A 19,147-nucleotide genomic window follows, 5' to 3' on the forward strand; every position below is an offset into this window, starting at 1 on the left:
TCAAAAGATCGCAGCCTGCGGCAGCTCCTACAGGTTTTGTGTTTGGGATCAACCGCGCTTGGTCAGGCCCATTTTTGCCCGGCCTTCAGCCGGGGTCAGGACGCGGGCACCGAGGCGGCTGAGGATTTCGCCTGCGCGCTCGACCAGTTGGCCGTTGGTCGCCAGCACGCCCTTGTCCAGCCACAGGTTGTCTTCCAGCCCGACCCGTACGTTGCCGCCGAGCAACACCGCTTGCGCCGCCATCGGCATCTGCATGCGGCCGATACCGAAGCCAGCCCAGACCGCGTCGGCCGGCAGGTTGTCGACCATGGCTTTCATGGTGGTGGTGTCCGCTGGCGCGCCCCAAGGGATACCCAGGCAGAGTTGGAACAGCGGGTTGTCGAGCAGGCCTTCCTTGATCATCTGCTTGGCGAACCACAGATGACCGGTGTCGAAAATTTCCAGCTCGGCTTTAACGCCCAGCTCTTGAATGCGTTTGGCACCGGCACGCAGCTGGGCCGGGGTGGACACGTAAATGGTGTCGCCGTCGCCGAAGTTCAGGGTGCCGCAGTCGAGGGTACAGATTTCCGGCAGCAGTTCTTCGACATGGGCCAGGCGGGTCAACGGGCCGACCAGGTCGGTGTTCGGGCCGAATTCCATCGGATTCTCGCCGGCACCGATCTCCAGGTCGCCGCCCATGCCAGCGGTGAGGTTGACGATGATGTCCACGTCCGCCTCGCGGATGCGCTCCATCACTTCGCGGTACAGCGCCACGTCACGGCTGAACTTGCCGGTTTGCGGGTCACGCACATGGCAGTGAACCACGGTGGCGCCGGCCTTGGCGGCTTCCACGGCAGCAGCGGCGATTTGTTTCGGGGTGACCGGCACGTGTGGGCTCTTGGCGGTCGTGTCGCCAGCACCGGTGAGTGCGCAGGTGATGATGACGTCGTGGTTCATGAGGCAGTTCCTTACAGGCGAGTTTTTGGTTTTGGCCAGGCGTGGTGGTCCCGTTCGCAGCCCGTTGGAGCTGCGAGTCGGTGGTTCGTTCGGGTTTATTTACTGGTCAGTTGCAGGTTTTCAGCGGCCGGTTTGCCATCGAAGGTGGTGACGCCTTCAAGCCAGCGCTTTTTGTCCTGCGGGTGATCCTTGATCCATTGTTTGGCCGACTCGAAAGCGTCCTTGTGATCCAGCAGCGGCTGCATCATCCGGCTCTCGTCTTCGGCGGTGAACGTCAGGTTGCTCAGCAGGCGACCGATGTTCGGGCATTGTTCGGCGTATGTCGGTGCAGTGACGGTCCACACCGTGGCCTTGCCTTCGTCCGGCCCAAGGGCGTTTTCACTGCCGGTGAGGTAGGTCATTTTCACGTTGACGTTCATCGGGTGCGGCGCCCAGCCGAAGAACACCACGGCTTCGTTGCGACGTACGGCGCGATCCACGGCGGCGAGCATGCCGGCTTCGCTGGACTCGACCAGCTGGAACTTGCCGAGGCCAAACTGATTCTTGGAGATCATCGCCTTGATCTGGGTGTTGGCGCCCGAGCCAGGCTCGATGCCGTAGATCTTGCCGCCCAGTTCTTTTTCGAACTTGGCGATGTCAGCGAAAGTTTTCAGGCCCTTGTCGGCGAGGTAGGTCGGCACGGCGAGGGTCGCGCGGGCATCCTGCAGGCTTGGCGCTTCAAGCACCTTGACCTGTTTGGCGTCGACGAACGGGGTGATGGTCTGGGTCATCAGCGGGTTCCAGTAGCCGAGGAACAGGTCCAGACGCTGGTCGCGGATCCCGGCAAAAATGATTTGCTGGGAGGCGCTGGTTTGTTTGGTGCTGTAGCCGAGGCCATCGAGCAATACCTGGGTCATGGCACTGGTGGCGATCACGTCGGTCCAGTTCACTACACCCATGCGCACGTTCTGGCACGCGGCGGGTTCGGCGGCCATGACACTGGCGCTCAGCAAAGCGGTACCACTGAGTGCAAGAACACAGCTGCTGATCAGTCGTTTCATCTCAGGTTCCTCGGCAGTTCGTTTATTGTGAGTTCCGGTGTCTGATGCGCCGGTGATGCCAAGTTACGCAGCAAAGCACCGATGAAAGCGCACTGCGGCGACCAGCTCTTGCACTGCAGCGACCTGTGCTCTTGAATGCCGCTCGCAAGTGGCGTATCAACTTCCCTACGCTGCCCGCCCTCTCGTTACCTGGCCTCCTGTTACCTGCTAAGCGAGTGCGCTCCATGTCCCAGGATTTCTACTTCTTGTTGATGCCGGGTTTCTCGGCCATCGGATTTATCTCGGCCATCGAGCCGTTGCGGGTTGCCAATCGCTTTCRTGGCGAGTTGTACCGCTGGCATGTGCTGAGCGCCGATGGTGGGGCTGTGCTGGCCAGTAACGGCATGTCGGTCAACGCCGACGCGGCGCTGGAACCGTTGAAAAAAGGCGCGACGCTGTTGGTGGTCGCCGGGTTCGAGCCCCTGAAGTTCACCACCCCGGCGCTGGAACACTGGCTGCGCCGCCTGGACCACGAAGGCGTGACCCTGGGCGCCATCGACACCGGCAGCTTCATCCTCGCCGAGGCGGGGCTGCTCGACGGCCATCGCCTGACCCTGCACTGGGAAGCCATCGACGCCTTCAAGGAATCTTATCCACAGCTCAGCGTCACCCAGGAGCTGTTCGAGATCGATCGCCGGCGCATCACCTCCGCCGGCGGCACCGCTTCCATCGATCTGATGCTGGATCTGATCGCCCAGGCCCACGGCCCCGATCTGGCGATCCAGGTCAGTGAGCAATTCGTGCTAGGCCGCATCCGCCCGCGCAAAGACCACCAGCGCATGGAAGTCGCCACGCGCTATGGCATCAGCAACAAGAAGCTGGTGCATGTGATTGGCGAGATGGAGCAGCACAGCGAACCGCCGCTGAGCACGCTGGAACTGGCGGAATCGATCAAGGTGACGCGGCGGCAGCTGGAGCGCCTGTTTCGCCTGCATCTGAATGACACACCGAGCAATTTCTACTTGCGGTTACGGTTGGAAAAAGCGCGGCAGTTGCTCCGTCAGACCGACATGAGCGTGCTGGAAGTGAGCATTGCCTGCGGGTTTGAGTCGCCGTCGTATTTCACCCGCAGTTATCGGGCGAAGTATGAGCGGTGCCCGCGGGAGGATCGACGCACCGCCAAGGCATAAAGATCTTTTATTTTATTTTTTCACCAACGCCGAACACGCCGCTTTGTAAGCCTCATGCTGATACTTGTTCAGCGTTCCCGGCAGTTCGAAGTTGTGCTTCTTGGCCTGGGCATTGATGGTCTGCGGCGACAGCAAGGTCACCTCGCAATTTTCCAGCAACTGAAAAACCCCTTCGATCTTGAACGTCGTCGGCCCGCCAGCGAACTCGCCTTTCTTGCTGCGCTTCTTGATCGCGATGCGGTCGATGGAATTCTCGCGGACAAACGAAGCGACCTGAGCGGCGAACACTTTGACGTTGGCGGCTTCGTCGTCATCGTCCAAGGCAATTTTCTTGGTGGCGAGCGCGACATGGCCCAGCGCCTGACCGTCCAGCGTGGCCACGGCGATGATCGCTTCGCTGCCTTTGATTTCGATGCCGCAGACTTTCATGTTCAATCCCATTAGTGACAGAGGGTGTGCAGCTTACAGCTCAAGCTGGCTGGCGGTGATGCCAAACGCCAAAGCGATTTTTTCGCGAGTGGCTTTACGGGGTCTGGCGACTGTTTCCTGTTGGGCAAAGGCAGGCTGGGTTATGCCCATGCGTTTGGCCACTTCATCCTGGGTAAGGTTCAAGTGTTCGCGCCAGGCGCGGATAGGGGTAGCGCCATCGACGATACGGCTCACCACCTCATGGGGGATCAAGTCGGGCTCGATTTTCTGCGCCACGTATTGTGCATAGGGAATGACCACGAAGGCTGGATTGCCTTCGGCGTCGTTGATGATTTGAATGTCAGTAGGTGCGTTCATCGCGTTTTTTGACCTCTTGAATACTGACCACTTTGATCGCGCCATCCCAATCAAACATGACCCGGTAATTACCGACACGCAGCCGATAAGCGTAGTCATGACCGACCAGTGCTTTGACATTGCCTGCCTCAGGCATGCCAGCGAGCGCCGTGATGGCATCACGAACCTGAATCTGGTGAACGGAATGCAATCTCAAGAGTTGCTTAACGGCCTTTCGAGTCCAGTGAATGCTGTTCATGGAAGAATATAAGTCTTTTATAAGATTTGCGAATCTTTGCTTATATTTTTATGGTTGGCCATCAACAACATTTGTCGGCATGTTGCGTGACAAGTCCGCAGAACAGCGGCTTTGGACGGAAGCTGTAGGTCAGATCAGAGTGCGTTGTGGGAAAAGGTTTTTTTGGCGATTGAAAGCTGGTGGTAGTGCCAGCTTTCAGTGAGACATTCAGGACTATTCCTGCCCAATCGACTCCAAAAACTCCGACCGCTCGTCGCTCATCCGCGCCACGCAATCGTTCTGGGCAATGGTGAACGCCTTGCTGCCAGCGGTGGCCGGGAAGGCTTCGACGGCGCAATCTGCGTCGCGGGTCTTCAGCCATTGCTGTTGGGCGGCTTTGATCTTGGCGGCGATGTCGGCCAGTTGCGACGGGTTTTTGCCGTACTGCGACTGCATGCGGTCGTTCAGGCCCTGGAGGTTTTCCTTGAGCAGGTCTTCGGCGGTGGTTTTGCTGAAGGCCGAGCACTCGAGGGTCTGGACGTCGTTTTCAACTTTGTCGCACGGGTTGTCGTCGGCCACCTCGGCTGCGTGTACGCCGGTCGCAATCAGTGCCAAAGCCAGAAGGATGGATTTCATTCAGGTCGCCGCTCTATTCCAGTGATGCGGCGAATTCTGGCCCAAGCCGAGGGCCTTGAACAGGTCGGTGATAGTGCCTGGCGACGACCCTTTGTCGTGGATTGACGCTTTCGGCAATTCCCCTGTCGTTTTTGCACCCGGCTGCTTGGGCACCGAGGCATATGCTGGCCCAAAGCGCCGGCAGACGATTCGGCGCATGAATCGCTAATAAGGGGACAGCCTGATGAGCCCAGCCGAATTGCACGCCGACAGCATCGTTATCGACGGGCTGATTATTGCCAAGTGGAACCGTGAACTGTTCGAAGACATGCGCAAGGGCGGTCTGACCGCGGCCAACTGCACCGTGTCGGTGTGGGAGGGCTTCCAGGCCACCGTCAACAACATCGCCGCGAGCCAGAAGCTGATCCGCGAGAACAGCGACCTGGTGATTCCGGTCCGCACCACCGCCGACATCCGTAAAGCCAAGGAGCAGGGCAAGACCGGCATCCTTTTCGGCTTCCAGAATGCCCACGCCTTTGAAGACCAGATCGGCTATGTCGAAGTCTTCAAGCAGCTGGGCGTCGGTATCGTGCAGATGTGCTACAACACCCAGAACCTGGTGGGCACCGGTTGCTACGAGCGTGACGGCGGCCTGTCGGGCTTCGGTCGTGAAATCGTCGCCGAGATGAACCGGGTTGGCGTGATGTGCGACCTGTCCCACGTCGGTTCCAAGACTTCCGAAGAAGTCATCCTCGAATCGAAGAAGCCGGTCTGCTACTCCCACTGCCTGCCGTCGGGGCTCAAGGAGCACCCGCGCAACAAGTCCGATGAAGAACTCAAGTTCATTGCCGACCACGGCGGCTTTGTCGGCGTGACCATGTTCGCGCCGTTCCTGGCCAAGGGCATCGATTCGACCATCGACGACTACGCCGAAGCCATCGAATACGTGATGAACATCGTCGGCGAAGACGCCATCGGCATCGGCACCGACTTCACCCAGGGCCATGGCCAGGACTTCTTCGAATACCTGACCCACGACAAGGGCTACGCCCGCCGCCTGACCAGCTTCGGCAAGATCATCAATCCGCTGGGCATCCGCACCGTGGGCGAGTTCCCGAACCTGACCGAGACCCTGCTCAAGCGCGGCCACTCCGAGCGCGTGGTGCGCAAGATCATGGGTGAGAACTGGGTGAATGTCCTCAAGGACGTTTGGGGCGAATAAGCCACCGCATCTCTGAATCCTTTCCCGCTGCCGTCCGTGCAGCGGGCAACACAACGAATTTTCTGGAGTTAAGTTTCCATGGCCAAGATCGCCCCGCAATTGCCAATCGAAGTCGACAGCGAAACCGGTGTCTGGACCTCCGACGCCCTGCCGATGCTGTACGTGCCACGCCATTTCTTCGTCAACAACCACATGGGCATCGAGGAAGTGCTGGGCGCTGAAGCCTACGCCGAAATCCTCTACAAGGCCGGCTACAAGTCTGCCTGGCACTGGTGTGAAAAAGAAGCCGAATGCCACGGCCTGGAAGGCGTCGCGGTGTTCGAACACTACATGAAGCGCCTGTCGCAGCGCGGCTGGGGCCTGTTCAAGATCCAGGACATCGACCTCGACAAAGGCACCGCCAGCGTCAAGCTCGAACACTCGGCATTCGTCTACGTGTACGGCAAGGTCGGGCGTAAGGTCGACTACATGTTCACTGGCTGGTTTGCAGGCGCGATGGACCAGATCCTCGCCGCTCGCGGCAGCAAGATCCGTACCGTGGCCGAGCAAGTCTACGGTGGCTCCGAAGAGGGCCACGAAGACGGCTTGTTCATCGTCAAGCCGTTGTAAGTCGAGGAACCCGCCATGGCTTTCGAAGCAATGTTCCAGCCGATCCAGATCGGCAAACTGACCATCCGTAACCGCGTGCTCAGCACCGCGCACGCCGAGGTTTATGCTACCGACGGCGGCATGACCACCGACCGGTACGTCAAGTATTACGAAGAGAAAGCCAAGGGCGGGATCGGCCTGGCGATTTGCGGTGGCTCCTCCAGCGTGGCCATCGACAGCCCGCAAGGCTGGTGGAAGTCGGTGAACCTGGCGGATGACCGGATCATTCCGCACTTCCAGAACCTGGCCGATGCCATGCACAAGCATGGCGCGAAGATCATGATCCAGATTACCCACATGGGCCGTCGTTCCCGTTGGGACGGCGAAMACTGGCCAACCCTGCTGTCGCCGTCGGGCATCCGTGAGCCGGTGCACCGTGCGACCTGCAAGACCATCGAGCCGGAAGAAATCTGGCGGGTGATCGGCAACTACGCCACGGCAGCGGCGCGGGCCAAGGCCGGTGGCCTGGACGGCGTCGAATTGTCCGCCGTGCACCAGCACATGATCGACCAGTTCTGGAGCCCTCGGGTCAACAAGCGTACCGACGAATGGGGCGGCAGCTTCGAGAACCGCATGCGTTTCGGCCTGGAAGTGATCAAGGCTGTGCGCAAGGAAGTCGGTCCGGATTTCTGCGTCGGCATCCGTCTGTGCGGTGATGAATTCCACCCGGATGGCTTGTCCCATGAGGACATGAAGCAGATCGCCAAGTACTACGACGACACCGGCATGATCGATTTTATTGGTGTCGTGGGTTCAGGGTGCGACACCCACAACACCCTGGCCAACGTTATCCCCAACATGAGTTATCCACCGGAGCCGTTCCTGCATCTGGCGGCCGGTATCAAGGAAGTGGTCAAGGCACCTGTACTGCACGCGCAGAACATCAAGGACCCGAACCAGGCGACCCGTATTCTGGAGGGTGGCTACGTCGACATGGTCGGCATGACCCGCGCCCATATCGCCGACCCGCACCTGATCGCCAAGATCAAGATGGGCCAGGTCGACCAGATCAAGCAGTGCGTCGGCGCCAACTACTGTATCGACCGTCAGTACCAGGGCCTGGACGTGTTGTGCATCCAGAACGCCGCGACCTCCCGTGAATACATGGGCGTGCCGCACATCATCGAGAAAACCACCGGTGTCAAACGCAAGGTGGTGGTAGTCGGTGCCGGCCCAGCCGGGATGGAAGCCGCTCGCGTGTCGGCCGAACGTGGCCACGACGTGACCCTGTTCGAAAAGAAAGAATTTATCGGTGGGCAGATCACTACCGCGTCGAAAGCTCCACAACGGGACCAGATCGCCGGTATCACTCGCTGGTTCCAGCTGGAACTGGCGCGTTTGAAAGTCGACCTGCGCCTGGGCGTGGCGGCGGATGCGGCGACCATTCTCGACCTGCGTCCGGACGTGGTGGTGCTCGCTGTCGGCGGTCATCCATTCCTGGAACAGAACGAACATTGGGGCGCGGCTGAAGGCCTGGTGGTCAGCAGCTGGGACATCCTCGACGGCAAGGTTGCGCCGGGCAAGAACGTGCTGGTCTACGACACCATTTGCGAGTTCACCGGGATGTCGACGGCCGACTTCCTCGCCRACAAGGGCAGCCAGGTCGAGATCGTCACCGACGACATCAAGCCGGGCGTGGCCATTGGCGGTACGTCGTTCCCGACTTACTACCGCAGCATGTACCCGAAAGAAGTGATCATGACCGGCGACATGATGCTGGAGAAGGTCTACCGCGAAGGCGACAAGCTGGTGGCGGTGCTGGAAAACGAATACACCGGCGCCAAAGAGGAGCGGGTGGTGGACCAGGTCGTCGTCGAAAACGGCGTGCGTCCGGACGAAGAAATCTACTACGCCATGAAGGAAGGCTCGCGCAACAAAGGCCAGATGGACATCGAAGCCTTGTTTGCGATCAAGCCGCAACCTTCGCTGAGCACCACGGGTGACGGCTACTTGCTGTTCCGTATCGGCGACTGCGTAGCCCAGCGCAACACCCACGCGGCGATCTATGACGCGCTGCGGTTGTGCAAGGATTTCTAAGAGCTTGCACATAACCCTTGTAGGAGCGAGCTTGCTCGCGATGGACGTGAACGATGACGCGGGGAGTCTGACTTAGCGCGGCGTTCTCAGGTTTTTCGCGAGCAAGCTCGCTCCTACAAGGAATCGGGCAAGGCATCCAGGTAGTTTGGCCTGCAAGACCCTGCGGTCTTTGGGAGCTTCACCATGTTGAACACCCTTCTTCCAATCCTGTTGTTCGCCGCCCTTGGCCTTGGTGTCCTGGGCGCGTTGCGGCGGGTGGCCATGTGGCGCCGGGGCCGGGCTTCGAAAGTCGACCTGATCGGCGGCCTGTTCGCCATGCCCAAGCGCTACATGGTCGACTTGCACCATGTGGTAGCGCGGGACAAATACATTGCCAACACCCACGTCGCCACGGCGGGCGGTGCGGTAGCGTCCATCGTGCTGGCGATTCTGGTGCACGGTTTCGGCCTGCATAACCGCTTCCTCGGCTATGCGCTGCTGCTGATGACAGCGGTGATGTTCGTCGGCGCGATCTTTGTTTACCTGCGTCGACGCAATCCGCCGTCGCGTCTGTCGAAAGGCCCGTGGATGCGCCTGCCGAAAAGCCTGCTGGCGTTCTCGGCTTCATTCTTCCTGTTGACCCTGCCGGTGGCCGGGATCCTTCCGGAAAACTTCGGTGGCTGGCTGTTGGCAGCGACTCTCGGAGTTGGCGTGCTGTGGGGCGTGTCGGAACTGTTCTTCGGCATGACCTGGGGCGGGCCGATGAAACACGCCTTTGCCGGTGCCTTGCACCTGGCCTGGCACCGTCGCGCCGAACGCTTCGGCGGTGGCCGTTCCACGGGGCTGAAACCGCTCGACCTGAATGACCCAACTGCGCCACTGGGCGTGGAAAAACCCAAGGATTTCACCTGGAACCAGTTGCTCGGCTTCGACGCTTGCGTGCAGTGCGGTAAATGCGAAGCGGCATGCCCGGCGTTCGCCGCCGGCCAGCCACTGAACCCGAAAAAACTGATTCAGGACATGGTCGTCGGCCTGGCCGGTGGCACCGATGCCAAGTTCGCCGGCAGTCCGTATCCGGGCAAGGCCATCGGTGAGCACGCGGGCAATCCGCATCAACCGATCGTCAACGGTCTGGTGGACGCCGAAACCCTGTGGTCGTGCACCACCTGCCGTGCCTGTGTCGAGGAATGCCCGATGATGATCGAGCACGTCGATGCCATCGTCGACATGCGTCGCCATCTGACCCTGGAAAAAGGCGCAACCCCGAACAAGGGCGCCGAAGTCCTGGAAAACCTGATCGCCACTGACAACCCGGGCGGTTTCGCGCCGGGCGGGCGGATGAACTGGGCGGCAGATTTGAACCTCAATCTGCTCAGCGAAAAGAAATCCACCGACGTGCTGTTCTGGGTCGGCGACGGCGCCTTCGACATGCGTAACCAGCGCACCCTGCGCGCGTTCGTCAAAGTGCTCAAGGCGGCGAAAATCGACTTCGCCGTGCTCGGCCTCGAAGAGCGCGACAGCGGTGACGTGGCCCGGCGCCTGGGCGACGAAGCGACCTTCCAGCTGTTGGCCAAACGCAACATCCAGACCCTGGCCAAATACAGTTTCAACCGCATCGTCACCTGTGATCCGCACAGCTTCCACGTGCTGAAAAACGAGTACGGTGCCTTCGATGGCAACTACCTGGTGCAGCACCACAGCACCTACATGGCGGAAATCATCGATGCTGGCGCGCTCAATCTCGGTCAGCACAAAGGCGACAGCGTGACCTACCACGACCCGTGCTACCTCGGCCGCTACAACGGCGAGTACGAGGCGCCGCGTCAGGTGTTGCGCGCCCTCGGGATCGAAGTGAAAGAGATGCAACGTTCCGGCTTCCGTTCGCGCTGCTGCGGCGGTGGTGGCGGCGCGCCGATCACCGACATTCCCGGCAAGCAACGTATTCCCGACATGCGCATGGACGATATCCGCGAAACCGGCGCCGAACTGGTGGCCGTGGGTTGTCCACAGTGCACTGCGATGCTCGAAGGCGTGGTCGAACCGCGTCCAATGATCAAGGACATCGCCGAACTGGTAGCCGATGCGTTGCTCGAAGACGCAACGCCGGGAAAGCCTTCGGCACCGGCCAAACGTGAACCTGCGGAGGTGCATTAATGAGCGACATTATCCGCCGCGACCCACGCGCCGAATGGATCGCCCGCAACCGCTTGCACCCGCTGCACGCGGCCATGCAACCGGCGCAACACAGCTGGATGGGGCCTAACGGTCTCATCCGCAAGAATCCTCACGGGATCGGTTTTATCGGCCCCAACGGCATCAAACGAATCGACCGCAGCGGCGCTCAGCAGGGCGGGGCGACCAAACGCTCGGCCGCAGTTGAAGTGCAATTGCCGCTGCATCAAGTGCCTGCACCCGCGTTCTACATCAGCGTGGTGCCGGACATGGTCGGCGGTCGCTTGAGCAGCCACGACCGCGACTTGCTCGGCCTGGCTCATCAGTTGGCCGGCAAGGACGGCGCGGTATTGGCCGTGGTCTTCGGTGAGCACAAGGAAAACGCCTTCGCTACGGCTGGCGTGGATCGCTTGCTAGTGCTTGAGGGCGACGAATTCAACGGTTATGCACCGGAACAACGGGTCCAGGGCCTGCGGGCTGTGGATAACCAGTTCAGCCCGCGTCACTGGTTGCTGCCGGACAGCCGCAGTGGCGGTGGCGAACTCGGTCGACGTTTCGCCGCGGCACTGGGCGAGCGCCCGGCCACGCGGGTCTGGCAGGTCAAGGATCAGGAGTGCATCGGCCGCGCCGGTGCGGGCCTGCAAGACCTTGCCCGTCCGCTGGCGCGCTTGATTCTGGCGGCTGCCGAGTGCGCCGAACCGGTCAGCGAAACCCGTCACGAAGCCTTGCCGGTGGAGTTATCCACAACCGTCGCCCGCAGTCTCTCGCGCATCGAGGATCTGGGGGCGGTGGCGGTGGATCCAGCGGCAATCCCCATGGCTGAAGCAGAGTTCATTTTCTCCGGTGGCAACGGGGTCAAGGACTGGGGACTTTTCCACAGGACCGCCGAAGCCCTCGGCGCGACCGAAGGCGCCTCGCGGGTGGCGGTGGACGACGGCTTCATGGCCCGCGATCGTCAGGTCGGGGCATCCGGCACCTGGGTCACCGCACGAGTCTATGTGGCGGTGGGGATTTCCGGGGCGATCCAGCACCTGCAAGGCATCGGTGCCTGCGACAAGGTGGTGGCGATCAACCTCGACCCTGGCTGCGACATGATCAAGCGTGCCGACCTCTCGGTGATCGGTGAGAGCGCGGAGATTCTTCAAGCCTTGATCGAGGCGGTAGAGGCTTATCGCAACGACGCCAAGCGCGATGCGGCTTAAGGGAAGGAAAGGGTTATGAGCACGAAAATCATCAGCCTGGTGTCCATCGGCGCCCACCCGACGTCCGGTCGGCCACGTCGCGCGGAACAGGATGCGCGGGCGGTAGAACTGGGCCTGCAACTGGCTGGGGATAACCTGCAAGTGCTGCATGCCGGCGACATCGCCGAGCCTGCGTTGCGCGCTTACCTGGGCATGGGGCTGGAGCAACTGCATGTGTTGGAGCAGCCGCAAGGCGCCGATGCGCTACCGGCGCTGACCGAGTATCTGCGTGATGCAGGTGCTCAGGTGGTGTTGACCGGCAGCCAGGCGGAAACCGGCGAAGGCTCGGGCATGTTGCCGTTCCTGCTGGCCGAAAGCCTGGGCTGGCCGCTGGTGGTGGGGCTGGCGCAGGTCGAGTCCATCGACGGCGGTTCGGCGCTGGTGCTGCAGGCCTTGCCGCGCGGTCAACGTCGGCGGCTGAAGGTGCGCCTGCCGTTTCTGGCAACGGTGGATAACGCCGCGCCCAAGCCTCGCCAGAGCGCTTACGGCCCGGCCCGACGCGGTGTGCTGCAAGCGCAGGAAGTTGAAGTCATCGATGATCAATTGCTCGCGGTCGCCAGCCTGCAACCGGCCAAGCCACGGCCCAAGCGCCTGAAGGTAATCAAGGCCAAGAGCGGCGCCGATCGTATGAAAGCCGCAACGGCGAAAGCCAGTGGCGGTGGCGGACAAGTGCTCAAAGGCGTTACGGCGCAAGCTGGGGCTGAGGCGATACTCAAGTTGTTGATTGAAGAAGGCGTGGTCCGCTAGCGGTCCGTTGGGGGAAATAAATGGCTGTTGAGTTTCGTTCGGCCCTGCGCAGCGATGCGCGGGAGATTGCCCGGTTGTTCCAGATTTCATCGGAGGGCGCCGCAGATTACATCTGGAGCCAGATGGCAGCACCCGGCCAGGACCTGCTGGATGTCGGCGCCACCCGCTATGCCCGCGATGATGTGGACTTTTCCTATCAGAATTGTCTGATCGCCGAGGCACAAGGGGAAGTCGTCGGCATGCTGCACAGCTACGTGATGCGCCATGATCCGTCGGCGGCTCCTGTGACCGACCCGGTGTTGGCGCCCTACGCCACGATGGAAATCCCCGACACCCTCTATATTTCCAGCCTGGCGCTGCATGAAGGCTGGCGGAACCAGGGGTTGGGCAAGCAATTCCTCGCCTACGCCTACGACCGGGCCAACCGGCTAGGGCTCAATGGCCTGAGCCTGATCGACTACGCCGCGAATACCGGCGCCCGGCGTTTTTATGAGCGTCACGGTTTCCGTATCGTCGACACCTGCCAGATCACGCCGCATCCGATGATTCGGGTTACCGGTGAAGCCTATCTGATGTATCGGCCCTAGGGCCCGGTCCTGTTCGTTGAACTACATTTTCACTGTGCGCTGTGCAGGGTGCGGCAGGGTGTTACGGAGTTTTCAGCGCTTGATCATAAAACCCGGTTTTTATGAGTGGGTTGCCCATGAAGCCTGTAAAGCTCTGCGTGTTGCTGCTTGGATGGGGCATGGCCGTGTCGACGGGGCCGATGGCCGCTACGCGACCTGAGCCCGAACCGGACTTCGATCAGTGGCTGCAGTCCGCGCAGGGACAGAACGCCTCCCTGGCGCAAATGCGCCAGCACTGTGACAGGGTGCTGGATGCACAAAAGAACCTCGGTTGTTCAGTGTCTGTCATCGCCCGGATGTTCGAAGCCAAAGCGGCCAACCAGTTGCCGGATTATGTTCTGGCGGTCAAGCGCAAACACGCCCGTGCCATCGAGGCCAGTCAGGAGCTGAACGCGTTGTTTTCCATGTTCGGCAACCAGTCCCTCTCGATCTTGAGAGGGACCGGCGAGTTCTCGGTGAAAGGATCCGGGCAACGCGAAGTGTTGAAGATTCATCCGTATGCCAGTGACTCTTTCATTGCCAGCGAGGTGCTGCCTTTCATCGATGTCGACGCGGCCAATGGTCATTCGGCGCGTTTCGTACTCGATACCGGCGCCCCGCAAACACGGGTCAATGTCGAGACCGCCAGGCTGATGGAGATCCGGCTGTTGCCCGACGCCCACTACGCCTACAGCACTTTTTATGGCGAGAGCGACCTGTCCGCCGGGCTGGGGATTCTTGACTCGATAAAGGTGGGAGGCAGCGAGTTCAGGAATGTGCTGGTGTTTGTCAGCGACCGGGACAATTTGTTGGGGCTGGACCTGATCAGCAAGTTGGGACGCCTGAAAATCACCCGCAGAACCCTGGAACTGAACCCGGTGCCTGCCGCGCGCTGTGAATCGTCGATTGTGTATACCCGCATGGACATCAATCAACGCTTGACCATCGCCGCACGCCTGGATAATCGGGTTACCCGGGCCATCGTCGACACCGGCAATGTCGATTACCTGACGTCGGCCTCGCCGGGCAACTCCCCCGTTGATTCTGCCGACAAGCCACGCTATCAGACCTTCAAGGGCCTGCTGAATCTGTCAGGCCATAGCATGCCCATTACCTACAAGTACTACCCGCGCTTCACCATCCCGCCGTCATGGGTGCTTGGTCGGTACGTGCCGTCGATTTTGCTCGGCTGGCGTGCCTTCAATGACTTTGAGTTGAATCTGGATATCGAGTCGGGGCGCTCGTGTTTCAACAAGGGTTGATGCGTTTTACCCACAATCCCTGTTAGCGCCACTGTGGATAACCTGTTTGCCCATCGCTGCAGCCCGTGAAAACCGGGCGATACAGCCACAAGATCAAAAAATAACCAGCCTAAGCTATGGTTTTTCATGGCTTTTTCAGGGAATAAGGACGCGTGAGCGCTGCGACTTGCCCCCAATCTCTGTTGGCGTTTCTGTGGATAAGATGTTCGCTTACCGCTGCAGGCCTTATGAAACGTGACTTTCATGAGTTTGATCAAAAAACGACCAATCCGCTGTCTTTTACAGTTGAAGCGCTGGCAAGTGCAGATATTTCGTGGCTTTCAGAGGTTTTCCACAGAAGTCGGGAAGTTGCCCCCAAAGTCTGTTGGCGCTTCTGTGGATAAGGTGTTTGTCATCCGCCACAGGCCATGTAGAACGTGGTGTCTGTGCTGTTGATTAAAAAATGACCTGCTGCCGCAGAAAACTCCGATTTTGAATAAGTCACGGATTTTCTTCGTTTTCTGTGGAGAAAGTTTCCAGCACTTCCATAGTTGTCCCCATTTGCTGTGGGTGGCTATGTGGATAACTTGTTCGCCAAACCCTGCAAGCCCCGCCGGCTATAGTGCGCAACGCGATAGCTCAGATTTCATACAGTTCTAGGGCAATACCTTGACTTCATTCTGTCGCCTGTCTTCACTCCAATGGCACCAAGGACAGCCGTCACTTATCCACATCAGGTTCAGGGAGAACACATGATGGATAGCCAGTCCCATCGCTCGTCCCCCATTCCCTGCGCGTTCCGCGCTTTGCTGACGACGCCGTTGCCGCGCAAACGCACGCTGCGTCGTACCGCCAACCAGCGCGCTCGCCTATAGCGCCTGAATCCTGCCCAAACCGCTGCGCCGCCGCCGGGTTCGCCCGCAGGCTTGGTGCCCGTTCGTCCATTGATTGCAGGCAACCGTAGAGTTGCCCAATTCGCCTGAGAGGAACCTACTCATGACACGGATTGCAACGCCCATCAGCGAGATCAAGGAACACTACGACGTGATCGTCATCGGTTCCGGTTACGGCGGCGGCATTGCCGCGTCGCGCCTGTCCCGGGCCGGTAAACGGGTGTGCCTGCTGGAGCGCGGTCGGGAAATCCGCCCCGGCGAGTACCCCAACACCATGCTCGCCGCCACTGAAGAGCTGCAGGTGCACGATCCGGACGGCCACATCGGTTCACGCACCGGGCTGTTCGACCTGCACGTCAATGCCCAACAGAACGTGGTGGTGGGCTGCGGCCTCGGCGGAACGTCGCTGATCAACGCCAACGTCTCCCTGGAGCCGGAGCCCGGGGTGTTTGACGACCCGCGCTGGCCGCTGGAAGTGCGCGAACACCGTGACACCCTGCTCAAGGACGGTTACGCCCGCGCCCGGGAAATGCTCAAGCCCAATCCCTATCCGGACACTGCGCCGAACCTGCCCAAACTTGACGCCAACAAAAAATCCGCGGATTACCTCAAGCAGGGTGCACTTTTCTACAAGCCACCGATCAACGTGACCTTCGACAAACTGCCGAACAACACCAACCACGTCGGCGTCGAGCAGCTGCCGTGCAACCACTGCGGCGACTGCGTTTCGGGCTGTAACAACAAGGCCAAGAACACCACGCTGATGAATTACCTGCCGGACGCCTGGAACCACGGTGCGGAGATTTTCTGTCAAGCCCAAGTGCGGTATCTGGAGCGCGATGGCGATGGCTGGATCGTGCACTTCCAGTACCTGGAGAGCGGTCGCGAAAAGTTTTGCGCACCGACCCTGTTCGTCAAAGCCGACATCGTCGTGGTCTCTGCCGGCACGCTTGGCTCCACCGAAATCCTCCTGCGCTCTCGCGACAAAGGCCTGGCAATGTCTGGCCAGCTTGGCGAGAACATGAGCGGCAACGGCGACATTCTCGGCTTCGGCCACAACTGCGAACAGAGCATCAACGGTATCGGTTTCGGCGCGCATCCGGCCAAGGAACTGCACCCGGTCGGTCCTTGCATTACCTCGATCATCGACATGCGTACCGAAGGCGATTGGCGCAGCCGCATGGTCATCGAAGAAGGTTCGATCCCTGGCGCCCTCGGCCGGCCGATGGTGCCGAGCATGGCCGGATTCGCCGAGTTGCTTGGCGTACCGAGCGACGACACGTTCAGCGCCAAGGTGAAGTACAAGGAACGCGAAGTCGAGAGCTTCCTGCGTGGCCCGTACTACGGCGCGCTGCACAACATGCAGACCTACCTGATCATGAGTCACGACAGCGGCAATGGACGCATGCTGCTCGACAGCAAGGACCAGCTGCGTATCGACTGGCCGGGTGTCGGCGAGCAGGAAAACGTCAAACTCGGCAACCAACGGCTGCACCAGAGCACCAAGGCGCTGGGCGGGATCTGGGTGGAAAATCCGATCTGGACCCAGTTGCTCAAGCACAGCATCGTCTCGGTACACCCGTTGGGCGGTTGCGTGATGGGCGAGGACGCGGCGCAAGGCGTGGTCAACCACAAGGGGCAGGTGTTCAGTGGTGCCAGCGGCAGCGATGTGTACGCCTCGTTGTATGTGACCGACGGTGCGGTGATCCCGACGTCGCTGGCGGTCAACCCGCTGCTGACCATCTCGGCGGTGAGCGAGCGCAATATGGGTCTGCTGGCGGCTGATCGCGGCTGGCACATCGACTACAGACTGCCGTCGGCGCCGCGTAAACCGTCGGTGCCGCAGACCCTCGGTGTGCAGTTCACCGAAACCATGAAGGGCTATTTCTCCCGGGCTTTCACCGCTGCACAAAGCACCGACCTGAAAGTCTATGAAGCCGCGGCCAAGCGTGGCGAAGCGGACAATTCACCGATCGACTTCACCCTGACCATCACCGCCGCCGACCTCAACCGTATGATCAAGGAGCCGGAGCACGCCGCAACCCTGGTCGGCACGGTTAACGCGCTGGCGTTGTCGCCTGAGCCGCTGACCGCCAGCAATGGTGTGTTCAACCTGTTCGAGCAGTATCAGCAACAGGTCGGCGTGCGCCACATGAACTACGACATGAAGCTGACCGCCGAGGACGGCAGTGATTATTTCTTCAGCGCCTTCAAAACCGTGCCGGAAGACAATGGCGTGCTGAACATCTGGCACGACACCAGCACTCTCTACATCACGCTGTATCGCGGGCCGGACAAGAGTGGCGAGGTGATCGGCTCCGGGGTGATGCACATCCACCCGACCGATTTCGCCAAACAGATGACCACCATGAAGGTGCTCAACGCCCGCAACGAGCGCGAGCGCATCGACGGTTTGGCACGTTTCGGCAAGTTCTTCGCCGGCATCCTCTGGGAAAGCTATGGCGGGGTGTTCGCCGGTGACATCTACTTCAACCCCGATGCACCGCCGCGGCAGAAACGGCCGCTGGATGCGCCGCCACCGAGTGTGCATTTCTTCTCCACCGAGGATGGCGTCGAACTAAGGCTGACCCGCTATCAGGGCGGCACAAAAGGCCCGGTGATGCTGGTGCATGGCTTGGGGGTGGGCTCGAATATTTTCTCCACCGACACGATCCAGACCAACCTGCTGGAATACCTGTGCAAGCATGACTACGACGTCTGGTTGCTGGATTTGCGGGTGAGCATTCTGCTACCAGCGAGCAAACAGGAATGGAACGGCGACCAGATCGCCCAATACGATTTCAAGGCGGCCATCGCTCAGATCCAACAGGAAACCAAGGCTAACGATGTGCAGTGCGTGGTGCATTGCTACGGCGCGACGACTTTCTTCATGTCGCTGCTGGCCGGGCTGCAAGGGGTGCGCTCGGTGGTCTGCTCGCAAATTGCCGCCGACACCGTGGTCGCCACTGCGACAGGGTTGAAGGCCGGGCTGCACCTGCCGGGGATGCTCGACGCGGTCGGCGTCAAATCACTCACGGCCTACGCCGACAGTAAGGAGAACTGGTTCAACAAGCTTTACGACAAAGCCCTCAACGGCTATGCGCGGATCGAAGCCCAGGGTTACTGCACCAACCCGGTGTGCCACCGCATCACCTTCATGTACGCCTCGCTGTACCGCCACGACACCCTCAATGAAACCCTGCACGACAACCTGCACGAGCTGTTCGGTGAGTCGAACATGCACACCTTCGAGCATCTGGCGCTGATCGTGCGTAAGGGGCATCTAGTGGACTTCAAGGGGCATGACGTGTACATGCCGCACTTTGAGCGCTTGAGCATGCCAATCTGCTTCATCAGCGGCGCCGACAACCAATGCTACCTGCCGGAAAGCACGCTCAAGACCTACGAGCGGGTGTGCAAGGCCCACGGGCCGGAGCGCTACAGCCGGCATGTGGTGCCGGGCTACGGCCACATCGACTGCATGTTCGGCAAGAACGCGGTGGTGGATGTGTATCCGATCATCCTGCAACACCTGGAAAAAACCGCCCTCGGCTGACGCAACCGCGTAGGAGCTGCCGAAGGCTGCGATCTTTTGATCT

The 19,147-nt window shown here is 60.4% G+C and carries 16 protein-coding genes; 10 read left to right on the forward strand and 6 right to left on the reverse strand.

The features are described from left to right. Positions 1 to 48: 48 nt before the first annotated feature. Together cdhC and AC1DVH_RS07820 are read right to left on the reverse strand one after the other, a co-directional pair. Positions 49 to 936: a 3-dehydrocarnitine:acetyl-CoA trimethylamine transferase CdhC gene (gene cdhC / locus AC1DVH_RS07815; protein ID WP_008048151.1), complete on the reverse strand. Its 888-nt coding sequence runs from the start codon at positions 934 to 936 to the stop codon at positions 49 to 51. Positions 937 to 1,031: 95 nt separating this feature from the next. Next, positions 1,032 to 1,976: a choline ABC transporter substrate-binding protein gene (locus AC1DVH_RS07820; protein ID WP_116261445.1), complete on the reverse strand. Its 945-nt coding sequence runs from the start codon at positions 1,974 to 1,976 to the stop codon at positions 1,032 to 1,034. A gap of 224 nt (positions 1,977 to 2,200) precedes the next feature. Between AC1DVH_RS07820 and AC1DVH_RS07825 the strand changes: the two genes are divergently transcribed. Further along, on the forward strand, positions 2,201 to 3,145 hold the full coding sequence (locus tag AC1DVH_RS07825) for a GlxA family transcriptional regulator (protein ID WP_477753308.1): 945 nt from the start codon (positions 2,201 to 2,203) through the stop codon (positions 3,143 to 3,145). A gap of 12 nt (positions 3,146 to 3,157) precedes the next feature. Here AC1DVH_RS07825 and AC1DVH_RS07830 read toward each other — a convergent pair whose 3' ends face one another. From AC1DVH_RS07830 to AC1DVH_RS07845, 4 genes are all read right to left on the reverse strand, one after another. After that, positions 3,158 to 3,574, reverse strand: coding sequence for a DUF3010 family protein (locus AC1DVH_RS07830; RefSeq protein ID WP_429522175.1), 417 nt, complete (start codon positions 3,572 to 3,574; stop codon positions 3,158 to 3,160). A gap of 33 nt (positions 3,575 to 3,607) precedes the next feature. Continuing rightward, complete coding sequence (locus tag AC1DVH_RS07835) at positions 3,608 to 3,931, reverse strand: helix-turn-helix domain-containing protein (RefSeq protein WP_477753309.1); 324 nt, start codon at positions 3,929 to 3,931, stop codon at positions 3,608 to 3,610. Next, positions 3,915 to 4,169: a type II toxin-antitoxin system RelE family toxin gene (locus tag AC1DVH_RS07840; protein WP_056726567.1), complete on the reverse strand. Its 255-nt coding sequence runs from the start codon at positions 4,167 to 4,169 to the stop codon at positions 3,915 to 3,917. The genes AC1DVH_RS07835 and AC1DVH_RS07840 overlap by 17 nt, the downstream gene beginning before the upstream one ends. Positions 4,170 to 4,382: 213 nt before the next feature. After that, positions 4,383 to 4,784, reverse strand: coding sequence for a lysozyme inhibitor LprI family protein (locus tag AC1DVH_RS07845; protein ID WP_477753310.1), 402 nt, complete (start codon positions 4,782 to 4,784; stop codon positions 4,383 to 4,385). A gap of 223 nt (positions 4,785 to 5,007) precedes the next feature. Here AC1DVH_RS07845 and AC1DVH_RS07850 point away from each other — a divergent pair, with 223 nt between their 5' ends. From AC1DVH_RS07850 to AC1DVH_RS07890, 9 genes are all read left to right on the forward strand, one after another. Then, positions 5,008 to 5,985: a dipeptidase gene (locus AC1DVH_RS07850; protein WP_032829497.1), complete on the forward strand. Its 978-nt coding sequence runs from the start codon at positions 5,008 to 5,010 to the stop codon at positions 5,983 to 5,985. 78 nt (positions 5,986 to 6,063) lie between these two features. Further along, positions 6,064 to 6,594 carry a DUF5943 domain-containing protein gene (locus AC1DVH_RS07855; RefSeq protein WP_007975505.1) on the forward strand — a complete coding sequence of 177 codons (531 nt, stop codon included), beginning with the start codon at positions 6,064 to 6,066 and terminating at the stop codon, positions 6,592 to 6,594. 15 nt (positions 6,595 to 6,609) lie between these two features. After that, the gene (dgcA, locus tag AC1DVH_RS07860; RefSeq protein WP_477753311.1) at positions 6,610 to 8,670 is read left to right on the forward strand and encodes a dimethylglycine demethylation protein DgcA; all 2,061 of its coding nucleotides are present in this window, start codon (positions 6,610 to 6,612) and stop codon (positions 8,668 to 8,670) included. Positions 8,671 to 8,853: 183 nt separating this feature from the next. Further along, the gene (dgcB, locus tag AC1DVH_RS07865) at positions 8,854 to 10,803 is read left to right on the forward strand and encodes a dimethylglycine demethylation protein DgcB (RefSeq protein WP_477753312.1); all 1,950 of its coding nucleotides are present in this window, start codon (positions 8,854 to 8,856) and stop codon (positions 10,801 to 10,803) included. Then, positions 10,803 to 12,023 carry an electron transfer flavoprotein subunit alpha gene (gene etfA, locus AC1DVH_RS07870; RefSeq protein WP_477753313.1) on the forward strand — a complete coding sequence of 407 codons (1,221 nt, stop codon included), beginning with the start codon at positions 10,803 to 10,805 and terminating at the stop codon, positions 12,021 to 12,023. Before dgcB ends, etfA begins: the two co-directional genes overlap by 1 nt. A gap of 15 nt (positions 12,024 to 12,038) precedes the next feature. Beyond that, the gene (gene etfB, locus AC1DVH_RS07875; RefSeq protein ID WP_108216968.1) at positions 12,039 to 12,809 is read left to right on the forward strand and encodes an electron transfer flavoprotein subunit beta; all 771 of its coding nucleotides are present in this window, start codon (positions 12,039 to 12,041) and stop codon (positions 12,807 to 12,809) included. Positions 12,810 to 12,829: 20 nt separating this feature from the next. After that, on the forward strand, positions 12,830 to 13,396 hold the full coding sequence (locus tag AC1DVH_RS07880) for an N-acetyltransferase family protein (RefSeq protein ID WP_477753314.1): 567 nt from the start codon (positions 12,830 to 12,832) through the stop codon (positions 13,394 to 13,396). A 158-nt stretch (positions 13,397 to 13,554) separates the two neighbouring features. Next, positions 13,555 to 14,676, forward strand: a complete 1,122-nt coding sequence (locus tag AC1DVH_RS07885; protein ID WP_477753325.1) for a retropepsin-like aspartic protease — start codon at positions 13,555 to 13,557, stop codon at positions 14,674 to 14,676. A gap of 975 nt (positions 14,677 to 15,651) precedes the next feature. Then, positions 15,652 to 19,104, forward strand: a complete 3,453-nt coding sequence (locus AC1DVH_RS07890) for a GMC family oxidoreductase N-terminal domain-containing protein (protein WP_477753315.1) — start codon at positions 15,652 to 15,654, stop codon at positions 19,102 to 19,104. The last annotated feature ends 43 nt before the right edge of the window (positions 19,105 to 19,147 follow it).

Source organism: Pseudomonas sp. P4_C3 (assembly GCF_056402075.1).

Excerpts from the sequence above, each read along its gene's own strand:
- etfA (WP_477753313.1), top strand. The coding sequence starts at position 10,803 with ATGAGCGACATTATCCGCCGCGACCCACGCGCCGAATGGATCGCCCGC.
- dgcB (WP_477753312.1), top strand. The coding sequence starts at position 8,854 with ATGTTGAACACCCTTCTTCCAATCCTGTTGTTCGCCGCCCTTGGCCTT.
- AC1DVH_RS07880 (WP_477753314.1), top strand. The coding sequence starts at position 12,830 with ATGGCTGTTGAGTTTCGTTCGGCCCTGCGCAGCGATGCGCGGGAGATT.
- AC1DVH_RS07885 (WP_477753325.1), top strand. The coding sequence starts at position 13,555 with ATGGCCGTGTCGACGGGGCCGATGGCCGCTACGCGACCTGAGCCCGAA.
- AC1DVH_RS07835 (WP_477753309.1), bottom strand. The coding sequence starts at position 3,931 with ATGAACGCACCTACTGACATTCAAATCATCAACGACGCCGAAGGCAAT.
- AC1DVH_RS07845 (WP_477753310.1), bottom strand. The coding sequence starts at position 4,784 with ATGAAATCCATCCTTCTGGCTTTGGCACTGATTGCGACCGGCGTACAC.
- AC1DVH_RS07890 (WP_477753315.1), top strand. The coding sequence starts at position 15,652 with ATGACACGGATTGCAACGCCCATCAGCGAGATCAAGGAACACTACGAC.
- cdhC (WP_008048151.1), bottom strand. The coding sequence starts at position 936 with ATGAACCACGACGTCATCATCACCTGCGCACTCACCGGTGCTGGCGAC.
- AC1DVH_RS07855 (WP_007975505.1), top strand. The coding sequence starts at position 6,064 with ATGGCCAAGATCGCCCCGCAATTGCCAATCGAAGTCGACAGCGAAACC.
- AC1DVH_RS07850 (WP_032829497.1), top strand. The coding sequence starts at position 5,008 with ATGAGCCCAGCCGAATTGCACGCCGACAGCATCGTTATCGACGGGCTG.
- AC1DVH_RS07830 (WP_429522175.1), bottom strand. The coding sequence starts at position 3,574 with ATGAAAGTCTGCGGCATCGAAATCAAAGGCAGCGAAGCGATCATCGCC.
- AC1DVH_RS07820 (WP_116261445.1), bottom strand. The coding sequence starts at position 1,976 with ATGAAACGACTGATCAGCAGCTGTGTTCTTGCACTCAGTGGTACCGCT.
- etfB (WP_108216968.1), top strand. The coding sequence starts at position 12,039 with ATGAGCACGAAAATCATCAGCCTGGTGTCCATCGGCGCCCACCCGACG.
- AC1DVH_RS07840 (WP_056726567.1), bottom strand. The coding sequence starts at position 4,169 with ATGAACAGCATTCACTGGACTCGAAAGGCCGTTAAGCAACTCTTGAGA.